This window comes from Streptomyces sp. Y20, assembly GCF_043195475.1.
GTDB lineage: Bacteria > Actinomycetota > Actinomycetes > Streptomycetales > Streptomycetaceae > Streptomyces.
Window position 1 is genome coordinate 181,186 of the sequence record NZ_JBIDDP010000011.1, and the last position, 16,918, is coordinate 198,103.

Annotated in this window: 16 protein-coding genes and 2 pseudogenes; 13 read left to right on the forward strand and 5 right to left on the reverse strand. The window is 71.2% G+C overall.

Features of this window, described 5'->3' with window-relative positions:
* Positions 1-122 precede the first annotated feature (122 nt).
* From ACGFT1_RS26275 to ACGFT1_RS26285, 3 genes are all read left to right on the forward strand, one after another.
* Positions 123-311, forward strand: a complete 189-nt coding sequence (locus tag ACGFT1_RS26275; RefSeq protein ID WP_373911445.1) for a hypothetical protein — start codon at positions 123-125, stop codon at positions 309-311.
* A 428-nt stretch (positions 312-739) separates the two neighbouring features.
* Positions 740-1,003, forward strand: a complete 264-nt coding sequence (locus tag ACGFT1_RS26280) for a hypothetical protein (protein WP_373911446.1) — start codon at positions 740-742, stop codon at positions 1,001-1,003.
* Positions 1,000-1,371, forward strand: coding sequence for a hypothetical protein (locus ACGFT1_RS26285; RefSeq protein ID WP_373911447.1), 372 nt, complete (start codon positions 1,000-1,002; stop codon positions 1,369-1,371). Before ACGFT1_RS26280 ends, ACGFT1_RS26285 begins: the two co-directional genes overlap by 4 nt.
* A 451-nt stretch (positions 1,372-1,822) precedes the next feature.
* Here ACGFT1_RS26285 and ACGFT1_RS26290 read toward each other — a convergent pair whose 3' ends face one another.
* On the reverse strand, positions 1,823-2,299 hold the full coding sequence (locus tag ACGFT1_RS26290; protein WP_373911448.1) for a hypothetical protein: 477 nt from the start codon (positions 2,297-2,299) through the stop codon (positions 1,823-1,825).
* Here ACGFT1_RS26290 and ACGFT1_RS26295 point away from each other — a divergent pair.
* Positions 2,298-2,507: a hypothetical protein gene (locus ACGFT1_RS26295; RefSeq protein WP_373911449.1), complete on the forward strand. Its 210-nt coding sequence runs from the start codon at positions 2,298-2,300 to the stop codon at positions 2,505-2,507. The two genes, ACGFT1_RS26290 and ACGFT1_RS26295, sit on opposite strands and share 2 nt — an antisense overlap.
* 42 nt (positions 2,508-2,549) lie before the next feature.
* Positions 2,550-3,101, forward strand: a complete 552-nt coding sequence (locus tag ACGFT1_RS26300) for a YciI family protein (protein ID WP_373911450.1) — start codon at positions 2,550-2,552, stop codon at positions 3,099-3,101.
* Positions 3,102-3,328: 227 nt separating this feature from the next.
* Here ACGFT1_RS26300 and ACGFT1_RS26305 read toward each other — a convergent pair.
* The 3 genes and pseudogenes from ACGFT1_RS26305 to ACGFT1_RS26315 form a co-directional block, all read right to left on the reverse strand.
* Positions 3,329-3,646, reverse strand: a pseudogene (locus ACGFT1_RS26305) (transposase); the annotation flags it as partial.
* Positions 3,647-3,909: 263 nt separating this feature from the next.
* Positions 3,910-4,363 (reverse strand): annotated as a pseudogene (locus ACGFT1_RS26310) (glycosyl transferase); the annotation flags it as partial.
* Positions 4,364-4,420: 57 nt separating this feature from the next.
* Positions 4,421-5,074 carry a CatB-related O-acetyltransferase gene (locus tag ACGFT1_RS26315; RefSeq protein ID WP_373911451.1) on the reverse strand — a complete coding sequence of 218 codons (654 nt, stop codon included), beginning with the start codon at positions 5,072-5,074 and terminating at the stop codon, positions 4,421-4,423.
* A 98-nt stretch (positions 5,075-5,172) separates the two neighbouring features.
* Here ACGFT1_RS26315 and ACGFT1_RS26320 point away from each other — a divergent pair, with 98 nt between their 5' ends.
* Positions 5,173-5,799 carry a TetR/AcrR family transcriptional regulator gene (locus tag ACGFT1_RS26320; RefSeq protein ID WP_373911452.1) on the forward strand — a complete coding sequence of 209 codons (627 nt, stop codon included), beginning with the start codon at positions 5,173-5,175 and terminating at the stop codon, positions 5,797-5,799.
* Positions 5,800-5,966: 167 nt separating this feature from the next.
* Here the strand turns inward: ACGFT1_RS26320 and ACGFT1_RS26325 are convergent, their stop codons facing one another.
* Positions 5,967-6,578 (reverse strand): hypothetical protein, encoded by a 612-nt coding sequence (locus ACGFT1_RS26325; protein ID WP_373911453.1) that lies wholly within the window; start codon positions 6,576-6,578, stop codon positions 5,967-5,969.
* Between the two features lie 385 nt (positions 6,579-6,963).
* On the opposite strand from ACGFT1_RS26325, the gene ACGFT1_RS26330 reads away from it, so the two are divergent.
* The 7 genes from ACGFT1_RS26330 (at position 6,964) to ACGFT1_RS26360 (ending at position 16,847) form a co-directional block, all read left to right on the forward strand.
* Entirely contained in the window at positions 6,964-7,605 is a 642-nt protein-coding gene (locus tag ACGFT1_RS26330; RefSeq protein WP_373911454.1) for a hypothetical protein, read from the forward strand.
* Between the two features lie 515 nt (positions 7,606-8,120).
* Positions 8,121-8,975 carry a thioesterase II family protein gene (locus tag ACGFT1_RS26335; RefSeq protein WP_373911455.1) on the forward strand — a complete coding sequence of 285 codons (855 nt, stop codon included), beginning with the start codon at positions 8,121-8,123 and terminating at the stop codon, positions 8,973-8,975.
* Between the two features lie 266 nt (positions 8,976-9,241).
* On the forward strand, positions 9,242-10,066 hold the full coding sequence (locus tag ACGFT1_RS26340) for a hypothetical protein (protein WP_373911456.1): 825 nt from the start codon (positions 9,242-9,244) through the stop codon (positions 10,064-10,066).
* Positions 10,067-10,343: 277 nt separating this feature from the next.
* Positions 10,344-11,528, forward strand: a complete 1,185-nt coding sequence (locus ACGFT1_RS26345; protein WP_373911457.1) for a transposase — start codon at positions 10,344-10,346, stop codon at positions 11,526-11,528.
* Positions 11,529-11,670: 142 nt separating this feature from the next.
* Positions 11,671-12,465 carry a BTAD domain-containing putative transcriptional regulator gene (locus ACGFT1_RS26350; RefSeq protein ID WP_373911458.1) on the forward strand — a complete coding sequence of 265 codons (795 nt, stop codon included), beginning with the start codon at positions 11,671-11,673 and terminating at the stop codon, positions 12,463-12,465.
* 253 nt (positions 12,466-12,718) lie between these two features.
* Positions 12,719-14,890: a BTAD domain-containing putative transcriptional regulator gene (locus ACGFT1_RS26355; RefSeq protein WP_373911459.1), complete on the forward strand. Its 2,172-nt coding sequence runs from the start codon at positions 12,719-12,721 to the stop codon at positions 14,888-14,890.
* Between the two features lie 367 nt (positions 14,891-15,257).
* The gene (locus tag ACGFT1_RS26360) at positions 15,258-16,847 is read left to right on the forward strand and encodes an aspartate aminotransferase family protein (RefSeq protein ID WP_373911460.1); all 1,590 of its coding nucleotides are present in this window, start codon (positions 15,258-15,260) and stop codon (positions 16,845-16,847) included.
* Positions 16,848-16,918 lie beyond the last annotated feature (71 nt).

The window sequence follows — 16,918 nt, forward strand, 5'->3', positions numbered from 1 at the left end:
CGAAAGCGCGTCTTCCACGCCCTACAGGTATCACCGGTCCGACACTCTGGCCTCGGACCACCGAAGGTGGCGAACCAGGAGACACGCTGAGCACTCCGTCGGCCGTAGCGGACGGTCTCGGCTTGCTCGCCGATACCGCGGTCGATGAGGGCCGCTGGCGGCATCCGGTTCGCTTCGTCCGCGTCCGCGACGGACCTGGACGTCGACGGCCTGCCCCTCGCACCCTCGCCTACCAGCTCATGGACGCCGCCGGGCTGCAGCGCGCCCGCCTGACCGGGCTCGTCCTCAACAGCGAGGTCCGCGGCCGTTGATGAGGGTCACGCCCGCGGCGTCCGCGGGCGCCTTGACCATCTCGTTGACGGCCCGGCCTGTGAGGAAGAGGCCCCGTACGGCTGCGTTCTTCCGGCGCTTGAGGTTGCCGGTGGTGATCAGGGCCTGGAAGAGCGGCTTGGCCGGCGGGAACGCGGGTTCGTCGTGCCCGGAGTTCTGGTCGTGCAGGGGGCCGGGGTGTCGGCTGCAGCCGACGGTCCCTGGAGACGAGCCGCAAGGAACTCCACATACGGCTGATGTCCGCCGAGGGCTCCGCCGCCCAGCCCCACATCCACTCCAGCCAGCTCACCAGCCGTGTCCGCGAGCCGCGATAGCCGGCCCCTCGCCGGTGATCACGTCGGATAGGCTCCGGTTATCCGTTGTGACAGACCCGGACATGACACGGGTCAGGGATCAGGGAGCGCAGCCGGTGTCGACGAAGAAGACGGCTGAGAAGAACCGCCGGAACTCGTGGGCCGGCACCACCCGGGACCTGCTGTCGTTCAGCGGCAACGAGTGTGTATCGGCCGGCTGCCGCGAGCGGCTCACCGCGGGCGGCGAAGCATGGATCGGAGAGTTCGCCACATCCGGGGTGCCGAGGACGGCATTGCGCACCATCACCGTCGAGCAGTTCGAGAGAGGCGTGCACGGGGGACTCTACGTCCTGAAGGATCCCGTAGGCGATGCTCAATGAGGACCAGACCATTCGTACGCCGGGAAGGAAGCGACTTCTCCGTTCGCTTCGCCGGATCCCAACGGGCCCTCCTGGGCGAGTTGCTGCCGTGGCTCGCCTACCGGCGAGAAGGCGAACCCGCCCTCACCGTGTGGGCGGGGTGCGGCAGGGAGCGACTCGAAGAGCTCCATGACAGGTTGCGCGGCGGTGACGAAGTGATCCTCTCGATCGAGGAGCTGCACATCCTGCACGCCGTCCTCCTGGCCGTGCACAGCATGTTCGCGTCAGAGGAGGCGTTCAACACCCAGCTCGGCTTCTACCGCGAGAACGCGTTCGAGCTGGCCAACGGCTTGGTGAAGGCCGTCGAGGACGCGGCTGCAGCAGGCTGATCCGAGCCCTCCGCGGCCTCCCTCCCGAGACCCGGAGGGGGCCGTCTTCCGGTGGGAGCGGGTCGATGGCAGCGCGAGCAGGACCGCGACTCGTGCCAGTGCCGCATCAGGCAACGTTCGCCCCCATCGGAGAGCTGGCCTGGCGCACCTGTCGCAGGGAGCGTCAGTAGGCAGTGCGATGCTGACGCAGGCCACACCTCGCGTCGTTCTGCATAGGCGCTCGTGCCCGGCCTCGCGTGGTTTCGGTCCTGGCCGTCGTCCTGGCGCTGGCCGTTGTCAACGGGCCGGTGGCCCACTGGTTGGGTAGGACCGCCATCGGCGTGCTGTACCCGGGGGCATTGCTTGCGCGGCGGCCGCGAGTGACCACGACGCCGGTGAAGGCTTCCGTGCCGGAGATCAGGTGGCCGACGACGGGGCAAGGCAGGCTGAGGGTGTACTCCAGGAACCTTTGTCACAGCGGCCGGGCCTCGACGGTGTCGGGCTCTCGTACCGTCCGCTCGGACCTCTTCACGGCATCGGCGATCCGGACCAGGGACTCGGCGTCCCGTGGGTGGCAGAGCCGGGTCGGCGCGCCCCCGGGCCCGAGCACAGGGCGGGTGCTGCGCCCTACGGCCGCGGCGATGGTCACGGCCCACGCGGCGGCCGCAGCGCTCTTCGCGTCACCCGTCCTGTCGAGCTCCGTGCAGAAGGCCTCGTCGTAGAGCCGCTCGTCGAAGTGTGATTCGAGCGCCAGGAGGCCGTTGTGGATGGTGCTCCAGCGCCAGGTGCCCCACAGGAGCGGGGAACGCGGGCGCTCGACACGCAGGGCGCGTTCTTCGAGTACCGGGTCCAGCACCGCATCCAGGGGCGCGAGACGGAAGAAGTCGCGCCATGCCGAAAGGTGGTGGCCCGCCACGGGAAGGAGGACACCCCAGATCGCCGCTCTCATGCTCGACGACGTCGACCTCGGCAACCGCCGACTGACCATCGCCGGACGCGTCCGCCCGCTGGACGACCTCACCTCGCGACTGCTGCTGGACTGGCTGGAGCACAGGCGCTTGGCGGAGGTCTTCGGGCTCGACGAGAAGACCGCGATGCGCTACGCGGACTCCGCACGGGCCCTGCTGCAGCAGGCAGCCGAGCGACCCTCGCAGTGAAACCCGCTCGACCTGCTTACCTCCGTCAAGAGATCTTTAGGCATGGAGTTTCTCTGCTACCACCGCGACCGGCCCGCCTCCCTGCCACTACGCGACGAGCTGCTGGAAGAGCATTGGTCCTACATGGACCAGTACGCGAAGGAGATGATCGCCCGGGGTCCGACTCTCGCCGACGACGGCGACACACCCACCGGAAGCGTGCACATCGTCGACCTGCCCGACCCCGCCGCTGCCCGCGCATTCGCCTTCGATGAGCCGAACTACCAGGCCGGCGTCTACCGGGACGTGCTGCTACGACGGTGGCGCAACACGCTGGGGCGCAGCATGTGGGACTTCCCCGGCGGCCGGGCTGGCGGCAACCGGTACCTGGTGATCGGCCTCGGCACAGGACAGGCCGCCGACCTCGCGGTGCCGCCCGACCGGAACGAGCTGATCGCCTACGGACCGCTGCTGTCTGACAACGGCGCCTCCTGGCTGGGAACCGCGGCCCTGGTCCGAGCACCGGACCCGGACACGGCACGCGCCATCCTGACCCCGGACCGGTACGCCGACATCGAGGTGCACAACTGGCAGTTCGGCGGCCGCCCGTCATAGCCGAGGGAGTCCGCCTGCATCACCACCGAATCCTGCGGATCGCTCAGCATCCTCGTGTTCCACCCGAACCCACCGATGCATCAGCCTGACGCACACAGCTGGACCCGTGGGTTCGCGCTGAAGGACCTTCAGGTTCCGCGACCTCGCGGGCCTCTGAGGGTCTGGGTGACGTCGTTGACGTTGGCTGCGGTGGTGATGACCTTGAGCGGGGTGCCGCGTCCGTCAGATCAGGTGGTGTTTGCTGCCCGTCTTGCGCCGGTCGATCGGCGACGGACCGGTGTCGGCGCCCCCATTTTTTCGCGCGGATGTGGGAGCCGTCCACGCAGGGCTCGTGACAAGTCGAGTTGGCCGGCCGCGTTCGGTTCGGCGAGCAGGATGCGGTGCAGTCGGTCGAAGACGCCTGCCTGCTGCCACCGCTCAAGGCGGCGCCGACAGGTCTGCCCAGAGCCGAAGTCCAGCTCTAGGTACAGCAGTTGCCAAGCTATGTCGTTTGTAGGGGACGTGCAGAATGCCCTGCAGACAGAGCCGGTCCGCCTCCGGCCGGGGCCCCGGCGACCGCTCGGGACAGGGCGGCAGCAGCGGTTCGATCAGCGCCTGCAAGTCGTCGTCCACGATCCACGGCCGAGTACTCACAGCATCACGAACGGCCGAATCACCAGACCGGTCACGCCCGACCAGGGCACCTCAACAAGATCGTGTTACGAGCTCTTGGGGGCGGATCCTCTGAAGTGACGGGTGGGGATCAGAGCGGTGAGGTTGTAGTTCCGCTGGCCGGGGCCTGGGGAAAGGCGTTGATGTTCGCGGGCCCCGCGGCCGCCGGGCGGGTCCAGCCGTCCGTGTCCGCTCCTGTGTCGAAGCAGGGGCCGACGAAGGTCACCGTGTCGGTGTCGACTCGATCGGCGTGCGGCTGCATTGCGCACGGGATCAGAGCGAGGGCCCGGGCGGGCGGGCCGATGCAGGTCGGCCGGATCGTCGTCGTAGATGGCACGCAGTTGCGGGAGCGTTTGGACGGCGTCGTCGAGGAAGAGGCTCGCCGCGGCGATGGGATCGGTGGGCCGGTCGTTGTCCGCGACGGGCAACGTGGAGGTTCAGGGCACCAGTTCCGCGCCGGTGGACTCGATCCGGTCGGCCACGAACGGGTCGTTGGCGTAGGCGACCCGGTGCCCGCGGGCCACCAGTTCGCGGATGAGCGCGAGGCTGGGCAGGACATGGCTGACGATGGGGATGCCGATCACCGCGATATGGGCGCGGCGACGGGACATGAGTGATCACTCGTTTCGGCGCGGACCGGGTGCGTGCGGTGTGGCGAGGACGCGGTGTCAGGGCTGGTCGATCTGCGCGGCGGCCCCCTCCATGTCGGCGACGGTCCCCGACATGATCGTCCGTACGTGCCTGGTGATGTGCTGCACGGGCCAGTCCCACCACGCCACGGCGAGGAGCCGGGCGATGTCCGCGGCGTCGTAGCGGGTGCGGATGAGCCGGGCGGGGTTGCCGCCGACGATGCCGTAGTCGGGGACGTCGCCGGTGACCAGGGCGCCGGCGGCGATGATCGCGCCGTGACCGATGCGTACACCGGGCATGACCGTGGCGCCGTGGCCGAACCAGACGTCGTTGCCGACGACCGTGTCGCCCCGGCCGGGCAGGTCGGTGATCAGATCGAAGTGCTCAGCCCAGGAGCCCCCCATGGTGGGGAAGGGGAAGGTGGAAGGGCCGTCCATGCGGTGGTTGGCGCCGTTCATGATGAACCGGGTGCCCGTCCCCAGCGCGCAGTACCTGCCGATGACGAGCCGCTCGGGACCGTAGTGGTAGAGCACGTTGCGCGTCTCGAACGCGGTCGAGTCGTCCGGATCGTCGTAGTAGGAGAAGTCACCGACCTCGATCAACGGCGACTTCACCAGCGGCTTGAGCAGAACCACGCGCGGGTGCTCGGGCATCGGGTGGAGCGCGGTGGGGTCGGCGGGAACGGGTGGCATCGCGGAGGCGGTTCCTCTCAAGTGACCCTAGAGCGACGACTGTCGCATTAAGATGCTGGCACAGCCCTGCGCCTTGATCAACCGGATACTGATTGCCGATGACAGAACCATTGGACACGACGTCGGACCGCCGTCCCGGCGGTCGCACCGCCCGCATCCGCGCCCAGGTTCTCGATGCGGTGCGCGCCGAACTCGCCGAAGGCGGTCACGCACGACTCACGATGGAGGGTGTCGCGACCCGGGCCGGAGTGCACCGCGCCACGGTCTACCGGCGTTGGCGCGATGTCGGCGGCCTGCTCGTCGACGTCATCGCCGCCGCCGGCGAAATCAACTGGCAGCCGCCGGACACCGGCTCCCTGCGGGGCGATCTGACGGCCCTCAACCAGGAGATACAGGAATCCCTGGTCGTGCAGCCGTCGCTCGCCGTCGCCCTGATGGCCGCCTCGTTCCAATCCGAACAGGCCGCGCGGGCCCAGACGCAGCTGTGGACGGACCGGTACGCCCAGTGCGAGATCCTCGTCGAGCGCGCCATCGAGCGCGGCGAACTCCCCGCACAGCACACGGACGCGCGGAGCCTGCTGATCGCCGCCACGGCACCGCTCTACCACCAGCTGGTGCTCCTGCATGCCAATCCGGACCCGCAACTGCCGAAACGGGCCGCGGAGACGGCAGTCCTGGCCGCTGCCGCGGGTGCCTTCTGCGTCCGTCGGGAAGAGAGCGTGTGATCGAGGAGCACAACCGGAGGCTAGCCGTCGCCCCTGCGTTCCTCCTGACGCCGCTGATACCGCCAGACGGCCGGCATGGGCAGGGTGCCGGTGTCCAGCCGGCAAGTAGGTTGCTCAGGTCGGGGAGAAGACGGGCGCCGTACACCTCGCCCGAGCGGCCGGGCCCATCAGGAGCTGCTCCAGGCGTAGGCGTCCCAGTAGCCGTCGTGGCGGACGCATCCGCCGTCGGCGACGACCAGTCCCTCGCCGGCACGTCGGCCGGGGCTCAACGACAGCGCGACGCCGTGGCCGTCGGTCGTGCGGATCTCTTGCAGACCGGTCGCTCTGCCGCTGACCGGGTCGGTCCCCGGCTCCGTCGTCACCTTCCATCCTCGCTCGGACCACTGCCTGCGAAGGTTGGCGACCGCCGCGCGATACCCGGCGTCGCCGTCTTCGAAATCCGGGGCCCAGGAGACGGACGGCTGATCCCGGCGGGTGTCATCCCCGTCGACACCGAGGTCGTCCACGCAGGATGCGCTGTCCGTGGACCGTCCCAGGATCACGGAGTCCGGATCCGAGCCCAGGAAGAGAACCGTGTCCTCGCCGGCGGCCTGCGTGTCGCGTACGTGCTCTAGGAACTGCGCTTCGGAATGGATGGGTCCACCCGCCATGGCGGTGCAGCCCGTGACGGACCCCACGAGCAGAAGCACCACGACGGCCCCGGCGACGGACAGCTCCGGGACCCTGAACCGGCGGCGGAAAGCGGACGCCGCGGGGGCGGCGGAAGGAGTCAGCGTCATGAAGCCATCCGAACACCGCCACCCGGGCCGACGGCACCGTCGCCCTACTCAGTCTCGTACTCAAACGGGCCAGCGTGCCCGGAGAGTCTTCATGGCCTCTTTGAGGCTCTGTCGAACGGTGCCCACTTGGGGGCTCGGTCACGCAAGTCGGGATGGCTTGTGTGGCAGGTGCCGCGGTGGACGCGCGTGGCGGGGCGGCCCGTGCCGATGCCGAATTCGACGATCCAGTCCGGGACGGGCGGGCGCCGCCGCCGAGTTCGTGCTCGGCCTCCCGCTGCCGAACGGAGGCGATCTAGTGCTCTGACCGCATACCTTCGCCGGGTTGGGCGGGTGTGGGGCCATTAATGCCCGCTACCTGGCCGAGGCATCCGCCTATGCTCGGCTCGTGCAGCCGCTTTCCGACCGCAGCAATCCGTTGATCACGGCGTTCACAGCCGAGCTTGCAAGCGATGCCGAGGCAGTCCTGGCGGTGATGCCTGATTCTCGGCTCCAGCCGCATGCCTCGTTCTCGGTCGCTGTCGAGGGCCAGCAGGTTTTGATCCCCGGGCGCCTCTACAACGACGAGCCGCCAACTGCCAGGGTGGCGTCGCTTTCGTCGCGCCAACAACAGCTTCTGCACTGCCTGTACTCAAGGCACTGCGACGGCACGGTCAGGCAGCGCCACCTGGAGAAGGTCGTTGGTTCCACGGACCCATGGGTGGTCCCCTTCGTCGTGCAGCTGGTTGGCGAGTACGTCTTGGAGATCCTGGTCGTCATCTGCGATGAGCTCCGTGATCTCGCCACGCCCGGCACCTCCGGCCACCTCGCTTACGGGCAGTTCGTCGTGGACAACCCTTCTTTCTTCGCGCGCACTCAACGACGGGTCGTGAGCTACTGGAGCTGCTACTACCGGGGCACCTACACGAGTTTTCAGGGCTACCCGGGGTGCACGATTCTTGACCTCCTACGGTCCGCTGCCTCCGACAGAGCAGGACGTCCCTGGCCCAACCTCGCTCCAGTCGGCGCGAAGGTGGACGGCTACTGCTAGGACCCGCCGGGCTGGTCAAGCGGCATCGGCGAGGGGACGTCCGCCCCAACCCCCGGCAGCACCGGCGTCCCGGCATCGGGGGAAAGGTCGCACGGGCGGTGGAACGGGCAGTACGGCTTCGGCGGGCCGGCCTCGTGCCGCGCGGCGGAACCGTCCACTGGTTCGCGCCACGGCGGCGTGGGGCGAGGAACCAGCGGGCGGGCCGATGGCGCGGGGGATGTCCGCCATCGGCCCGCCTGGTTCCCGGGGAGGGTTCCGTCGGTGGCACCCCTCGTGACGACGGCCCGGGAATGAGCCAGGGTCTTGCGCCGAAGGCCGGCGCGGAACCCTCCCTGGCGGCAGAATCGTCGTCCGTCGCCGACGTGCCAGGCAAACGACGCCGCACGTCGATGTCACTTTCATTCGCCGGCCCTCCGTCGCTTTGTGCGCTTCTTGCCCGGACTTTGAGTCACCGTCCTCATCATGGAGCGTGGCCTCCGGGCCACCACGTCGAAGTACGAGGCAGGGGAGTGCAAGTGGGCAGCGAGTGGTTCCGCACGTACGCTCCGGCCGGTGCGCGGTCCGGTGATCGCGGCCCCGGCCCCGGCGTCCGACTGGTCTGCTTCCCGCACGCCGGCGGCGCGGCCAGCGCCTACGTCCGGCTCGCCCGGCTGCTGGGGCCGGAGTGCGAGGTGCTCAGCGTGCAGTACCCGGGCCGCCACGACCGGCGGCACCAGGAGCCGGTCCCGGACATCGGCCGACTCGCCGACGCTCTCGCCGAGGAGGTGACCCTGCGGGTTCCGGGGCGCTACGGCTTCTTCGGGCACAGCATGGGAGCCGTCGTCGCCTACGAGACGGCCCGCAGGCTGCACGGGCACCGCGGCCCCGACCGGCTGTTCCTCTCCGGCCGGGGAGCGCCGACCGGCGAGCCCGGCGCGCACGACAGGATCAGCACGGATGCCGAACTGCTGGCCGTCGCCGCCAGGTTGGGCGGTACGGCGACCGATCTCCTGGACGACCCGGACGTACGGGACATGGTCCTGCCCGTGCTGCGGGCCGACTACCGCGCCCTCGCCTCCTACGTCTGGACCCCCGGCTCCCGGCTGCGCGTGCCGTTCACCGTGCTCATCGGTGACAGCGACCCGGTCGTCTCCGTGGCCGAGGCCGCGGCCTGGGAGGCGTTGACCACCGCGCCCACCGACTGCCGGGTGTTCGGCGGCGGCCACTTCTACCTCCACGACGAGCACCACCTGGACGCCGTCGCCCGGATCATCACCGCCGGTCTGGCCGAACCGACCCGCCACCCGGCGCAGGCCGGAGCCGGTGCGCAGGGCGGGGCGCCGGTGTCCACGAACGACCGGTGGGGCGGGTCGGGATCCATATGGAGCTGAACGGCTGGACCGACGTCTGGATCGGCGGCGCGGCCACCACCGCTTCCGAAGGGTCCTACGAAGCCTCTCGCACCGTGGGGGAGGCGCGCCGCGCAGGCCGGCGGCACCCGCGGAACACCCCCGCCGACCGGACCGGCCCGACCGATTTCGTCGATCGGGCTGATCCCGTCGGCCTGGCCGATCCCGTCGATCGGACTGGTCCGGCGGACATGGTGTTGCGCGCGGCGCGGACCGCGCGGCGGCGGTCGGGGGCGCCGGACGCAGGCGTGGACCTCATCGTCCACGCCCCGGCCGGCGGGCCCGGCGCCATGGGCGGTACGGCCGCCCGGGTGCTGCGCGGGCTCGGCTGCCCCGCGGCCACCGCCTGGGAGGTGTGGCGGCCGGCGGACGGCGGGGTGCTGGCCCTGCATCTGGCGGCGCAGTACATGTCGGGCCGGCCCGGCACGCCGTTGACCGCCCTGGTCACCGCCACGGACGGCGTCGCGGCGTATGCGGACGCCGGACGGGAGCCGCCCGGCGGGGAGCGCGCGGACGAGGCGGCCGGACTGGTCCTCACGACGACGGCCGGCGTGGCCCGGCTGCTCGCCACCGCCGCGCTGGGCGAACCGCCGCACGGCGCCCTGCTGCGCAGCGATCTCCCCTGGCGTGTGCCCGCGCACCGCGGTGCGCCAAGAGGGCGGAGGTGGCCCGTGGTGCGCGGGGCGGGGGCGTGGCGGTGGGGGAGGAGGGTCGGCGGACCGGCTGCCGCGGGTACTCCCGCACTCCGGGTTCCGCCCGGGCACGGCATCACGCCCGTCCACGGGACGCCGCCCGGCCGCGGCACTCCCCCCGCGCCCACCCCTCAGCTCGGTGAGCGCGAGGACGAGGCGGTGCGGCTCGCGCTGGCGCAGTGCGGTCGCGCCCTCGAAGACGTCGCGTACTACGTGCTGGCCCGGGCGGACGGCGGCGAACGCCCCTCCGGCGGACATGTCGCGGCGCTGGCCCGGCTGCTGGAAGGGAGCCGGACCAGGCGCGGGGACACCGTGGTGCTGGTCGGGGGCGACGGACGCGGTGTCGGCTGCGCCGTCCTGGAGGTCGCCCGGACGTCCTGACCGGGCCACCGCGCGTCATCCCTGTCACTCGGACGGTCGCTCTAGTGCCCGGGTTGATCACCTGTCGAGGTTTGACCGGATGTTGACTCCGAGGGGGGTTGTTCCGGGCATATGTCAGCGCGGTTTGTCCCTTATCCTCCCGTTTTCTACCACGATAAAGATCGTTTCGGGCTATACAAAGCATCGGTCGAATGGTTTCTTTGAAGGCGTGAACGGCGCATCTGTAATAGTCGTTCGTTCTACTCGGTAGTCGTGTGACGCGGCGGGGGGCTTCGCGATGTGGTCTGCACAACCGTGTGCGTGTGCGGCACACGAGCCGTCCGTACCGGCGCCGCTGGTCGCCGAAGCGAGCGGCCGCGTCTTCGCCTCCCTGGTGCGCAGCGGTTACCGGCTCAAGGCCGAGCAGTACGTGCGGGCCCTGCTCGCCGTACCGGGACGCAAGACCCTCAAGACCATCGGCGCGCAGTGCGGAGGAGCCGCGGCCGGGCAGAGCATGCACCACTTCATCACCGCTTCCCCGTGGGACTGGCGGCCGGTGCGCCGGGCCCTCGCCCGGTACGCGCAGCAGGCGTTGGCACCGGAAGCCCTGGTCGTCACGCCCGCCGTCGTCCTGGGGACCCCAGCCCGTCCGGCCAAAGCCGACCGGTCCGCCGTACGCCGGCGCGTGCCGGCCGAGGCGGCCCCGCAGGCCCTGGGCGCCTGGCTGGTGTCGGTGGCGGGATCCGTCCCGGTGGACTGGCACCTGATGCCCCTGCCCCGACTCGGCGGCGCGGCCGGCAGCCACCCCGGTACCGGCACTCACTCCGCCAGCACCACCTCGGCCCCGGTGGCGGCCGGCGGGCTGCACGCGCACGTCCTGGAGACCGCGGCCGACGCCGCCCGCCTGCTGCGTCCTTGGCGCGGCCCGGTCGTGGTCGACGCCGACGGACCCGACGCGGTCGACACGGTCCATGGGCTGCTGACGCGCGGCGACGACTTCATCGTCCGTGTCGCGGCCGGAACGCCCTTGCGCATCGACCGGTCCCGGCTCCCGCGCTGCGACGCGCGGCAGAGCACGGCGGCCGGCCTCGCCGCCGCGCTGACGGAGCTGCGACGCCCTCTCGACCCGTGCGGCACGGGGGTCACCGCGGCCGCCATCCCGGTCACCCTCGAGCCCCGGTCCACCCGTGACGACCCGCCCGCCCTGCTGCTGCTCGGCCAGTGGGAGCGCGGACGCAGGCCCCGTTCCCTGTGGGTGACGAACATCCGGTCACTGCCCCTGCCGGCACTGCTGCGGCTCGCCCGGCTGCCCGACCGCGTCAGGCACGACATGGCGGACGTCTCGGCGCGGCTGGGACTGCGCGACTACTCCGGACGGTCCTACCGCGGCTGCCACCACCACCTCACCCTGGTCTCCGTCGCACAGCTGCTAGCCGTTCTGCACGCAGCGGCGGACGGTCCGGCCCACCCGTGCGCCGCGTGACGCGTCCCGGCGGCCGTCGGGACGGGACGGGATCCGGCCCCCGGGCGCGGCGCCACGGGTAGCGCTCCCGCTCGCCCGCCTCGGGACACCCCACCGAGTCCCCTGTACAAGTACTGATCGCACCCGGACAGGAGTGTGCTTTGTGGAAATAAGGCTCAGCGGTTCCTTCGAGATCGTCACCGGGGACGGAGAAGTCCATGCCCCTAGAGCCCCCAAGGTCTCCCGGCTCCTGGCCGTCCTGGCGCTCCAGCCGCGTACGACGATCGCCACCGGCACGCTGATCAGGGAGCTGTGGGGCGAGAGCCCTCCGGCGGGCGCCCTGCGCACCCTGCAGACCCACGTCTACCACGCCCGTCGCATGCTGGCCGACGTACGGGCCTGCCCGCCCGGCCGTGAACTCCTGGTCACCAAGGGGCCGGGCTACCGGCTGGAGGTGGATGACGCCGACGTCGACGTCCGTACCTTCGAACTCCTCGTGCGCCGCGCCCAGTCGGAACTGGACGCCCGGCTCCTGGACGCCGCCTCCCACCACGTCACCCGCGCTTTCGGCCTGTGGCGAGGGCCCCTCCTGAGCAACCTTCCGGTGGGCGCGGTCCTCGCGAGCCGCACCGCCCGCCTGGAGGAACTGCACCTGCGGGCCCTGGAGCTGCGCGTCGAGATCGCGGGCGCGCGCGGCCAGTTCCGGCACATACTGCCCGACCTGCGCGCGCTCGTCGACGAATACCCCCTGCACGAATGGTTCCACGGCCAGCTCATCCAGGCGCTGCACCGGGTGGGCCGCCGAGGGGAGGCCCTCCAGGCGTACCGGAACCTCTATGCCCTGCTCAGAGCCGAACTGGGTCTGGAGCCCTCGGCCGAGCTGAGAAGTCTGCACGCGCAGATCCTGCAAGCAGCCAACACCGCGGCCTTCGACCGGTCGGACCATCGGGCCGCCTGACGAACGTGCGCCATCCGTCGTCGACGGGACCGTCCGGTGGCAATGGCGCCACGGGAGGGTGCACACCGAGGACGGCAGACGGCGGCGGCACTGTGCCGACCGCCTGTGCGTCTGCCTTGTCCGGTCTTTGTGCCGGCTTGGACCGGGGCGGCCCACCATGGCATCCGGATTTGTTCGGATGCCGGGCTGTTCCTCGACCATCCTCCCGGGACCGGGCCGTGTGGAAACAGATGCCGCATTGAAGGGGGAAGCAATGCAATTCCGTGTACTCGGTCCGCTCGAGGTACTCGACCAGGGCAGACCGGTCGTGCTGCGCGGCACCAAGCAGCGTGCCACGCTCGGGTTCCTGTTGCTCCAGGCGAACCGGGTCGTACCCGTGAGCCAACTGCTCAACGCCCTGTGGGGGGTCGACGAAGCACCCACGACGGCGCGCAAAATACTGCAGAACGCGGTGTACGGCATACGCGGACTGCTCTCCCCCCGGGCCGCCTCCTTGCAGCCCGAGACCTACGCGCAGACGGGTCCGACGCTGCTCACCCAGCCCGCCGGCTACATGATGCGGGTCGCGCCCGAGCACGTGGACGTGCACCTGTTCCACCGCCGGGTCGCCCAGGGGCGGGAGCGGCGGGTGCAGGGAGCGCCGGAACAGGCGGCGCTGCTGCTGCGCGAGGCACTCGGCCTGTGGCGCGGTCCCGCCCTCGCCGACCTGGTGGAGGCCGGGATCGACTGGCCCGAACTCGCGGCGCTGGAGAAGACGCGCCTGGACGTCATGGAGGACTACTTCGACGCCCAACTGGCCTGCGCACGCCACTACGAGGTGCTGCCGGAGATGGAGAGCCTGGTCCAGGCCGAGCCGCTGCGGGAACGCTCCTGCGGACAGCTGATGCTCGCCCTGTACCGGTGCGGCCGGCAGGCCGACGCCCTCAACGCCTACACGCAGCTGCGGTCCCAACTCGTGGAGAACCTGGGGCTGGAGCCCGCCCGCGAACTCCAAGCCCTGCAACAGGCCATCCTCACCCAGGACATCTCGCTCTCCCCGGGCGCGGGCGGACCGCTGCCCGACCGGACCGACGACGGCCCGCTGCGCGACGGCACCTACGGGATCGTCCGCACCGAGGCCAGGGTCATCACACCGACACCCCCGCCACCGAACGACACGCCGGCGCCGGCACGCCTGACCGACGGTGCCCGCCGCAGGGTGGCCATCCTGTCCGTCTCCACCCGGCTGACCCCCGCACCGCACCGCGGCGCTCGCGAGAACATGGACGACCTCCTGGCCGGGACGACCCTGATGGTCCGGGAGCAGATCGAGCGGTTCGGCGGAAAGGTCACCGCCTCCATCGGGTCGGTCTCCCTGGCGCTGTTCGGCCTGGAGGACCCCGCCGAGGAGGACGTCAGCCGGGCGGTGCTCGCCGCGCTCGCCGTCCGTGACATCCTCGTCGTCGCCGCCGACGCGGGACGGTTGACGGCGCGCGCCGCCGTGACCGTGGGCGACGTGCTGCTGCGCCACGGGGACCCCGGCGACACGCCCACCGTCGTCGGCGCCGCCCTGGACGAGTCCCACGCCCTGCTCTCCGAGGTGCCCGGCGACGAGGTATGGGTGCGCGACGAGGTGCGGCGGGCCACCGCGAGCAGCATCTCCTACAGCAAGGTCGAGGGCGCGCAGCGGCTGTGGCGGGTGACGGGACGGCGGGAGTTCGCCGCGGGCCAGGGCGCGGGAGTCCGGCAGACGTGTGAACTCGATGTGCTCGGCGGTCTGGTACGGCGGACCTGGCACCGGTCGGTGCCCCACCTGATCACCGTCCTGGGCGAGGAGGGGAGCGGCAGGAGCCAGTTACTGGAGGACTTCCGCGGATGGACCGCGGAACAGCCCGAATCGGTCCTGTTCCTGACCGGTACCACGCCTTCGGCCCTCGATGAGGACCCGCTCCAGGCGCAGGCGGAGACGCTGGCCGCCTACTGCGGGATCCGTCCGGGAGAGGAGGGCACGGCCGTCCTGATACGCGAGGTGCGGTCCTTGTTCGCATCGGAGCAGACGGCGGACTGGATGGTGGCCCGCCTCGCGCCGCTCGTCGGCGGCACGCCGCGACCGGCCGGCGCCCACGGCGGCGGCGAGCACATGGCCGACACCCTCCTCGCCTGGCGCACCTTCTTCCAGCAGGTGGCGCGCCACCGGTCCGTGGTACTGGCCTTCGACGACCTCCACCGCGCCTGCGACCACGTACTGGACGCGGTCGAGGCGTGCGCCGGATCGGCCGGCCCCTGCCGGCTGTTCGTCGCCGCCGCCGCGGGCCCCGAACTGCTGCTGCGCCGGCCGTCCTGGGGCGGCGGGAAGCAGCACACGACGACGGTGACGCTGGACCTCCCCGAGAGCGCCGGCACCGGACCCCTGGGGCAGGTACTCCGCTCCGCCGCCGTCAGCTGACCGCCGCACCTGCCCGTACACCGCGCGCCCCTGCTTCCGACCGCCCCGCCTCAGGCGCGCCGCCGGCTCCCGCCGCACTCCCCGCACCAGGCGCGGGCCGACCCCTGCGGTCGGTCCGCGTCCGGGCGTGCCCCGACGCGGCCGCCCCCGCTCACCCGTGTCCACGACGCGGGCGCATTCCCCGGCACCCGTGCCGGTGGCTCGGGCGCACTGTGCGAGGAGGCCGTCGGAAGCGTGATCCGCCGTATCCCGGCACCGGTTACCGAAGCCCATCGCCCGGTAATCGCCCGCCCCGCTTCCCGATGACTTATCCGTGACTGTGCGCTGGATTCCTCAAGCACAGGATGGCATGACGACAAGGAGCGACATGAATGCGGAAAATGAAGTACCGGAACTCGCCGAGCCCAATCTGCGCCGGCTGCTCGGCACGGCCGGGCTCGACGTCGAGTACGTCTCCGGAGAGGGCAACATCCTCCACCGCCGCACCGGGACCGGCGCGCCGGTGCCCGTCCTCGACTTCGCCGGCGGCTACGGTTCCCTGATCCTCGGGCACAACCACCCCGAGATCCTCGCCCGGGCCCGGGAACTCCTGGACGCCCGCTCGCCGGTGCACGCCCAGTTCTCCTCCCACCCGTACGCCAACCGCCTGGCCGCCGAGCTGAACCGCGTCATCCACCGCGAGACCGGCGTCGAGGAGCCCTACTACGCCACGTTCGCCAACAGCGGGGCGGAGGCGATCGAGGCCGCCGTGAAACACGCCGAACTGGACCGCGGCGCACGGCTGTCCGCCGTACTGCGGGAGACCGAGGCGAGCGCCGAGGAGGCCCGCGCGGCGGTGCTCGCCGGCACGGCGACCATCGCCGCGCCCCTCTACGAACGGCTCGCGGTGCCGCGTCCGGCGCGGGACGAGGACGGCGTCGACCTGCTCATCGCCGCGGCGAGCGGGCACAACGCCGAGGTCGCCCGGCGCCCGCCGGTGCTGCTCGCCCTCGAAGGCGGCTTCCACGGCAAGCTGATGGGAAGCGTCCAGCTCACCCACAACGAGGGATACCGGGCCCCCTTCGCGACGCTCGGCGTGCGGACGCGGTTCGTGCCCATGGACCGCCCCGACTCGCTCAAGGAGGTCCTCGAGCAGGAGCGCGGCAGCCTGTACGGGATCCGCCTGCGCGACGGCCGGATCGAGCTGGCCGAGCACGAGCATCCGGCCTACTGCGCCTTCCTGCTCGAACCCGTCCAGGGTGAGGGCGGCATCCGGCCGCTGTCGCGCAAGTTCGCCGAGGAGATCCAGCAGTTCGCTCGCGAGGCCGACTGCCCGCTCGTCATCGACGAGGTGCAGAGCGGCATGGGCCGCACCGGCGCCCTGCTGGCCAGCGCCGGACTCGGCTTGCGCGGCGACTACTACGTCCTCGCCAAGGCCATGGGCGGCGGCATCGCCAAGACCTCCGTCATGCTGGTGCGCGAGGCCCGCTACCGCCCGGAGTTCGAGCTGGTGCACAGCTCCACCTTCGCCAAGGACAGCTTCTCCTGCCACATCGCGCTGAAGGTGCTGGAACTGCTGGAGGCGGACGACGGCCGCCTCTACCGGCAGGCGACCGAGCGCGGGGAGGCCCTCGCCGCGATGCTGCGCCGGGTCGCGGCCGAGTTCCCGGACGTGGTCAAGGAGGTACGCGGCCGGGGCCTGATGCAAGGCTTCGAGTTCCACGACCAGAGCGCGGCGAGCAGCCCACGGCTCGCCGAGGCCGCCCGCTCCGGCCTGTTCGGGTACGTCATCGCCGGGCACCTGCTGCACGCCCACGCCATCCGCACCTTCCCGACGGCGAGTGCCGTGCACACCCTGCGCTTCGAGCCCTCCGTCCTCCTCACCGACGAGGAGATCGGCCGCCTGGAGCGGGCATTGACCGACGTGTGCCGGATCCTCCGGGACCAGGCCGCGGACCGGCTCGCCGTGCCGGCCTGACAGGCGCCGAGCGGGCGCCCCGCGCAAAGTCCGGCAGCACGGTCCGCAAGACCCGACGGCACCTCGCGAAA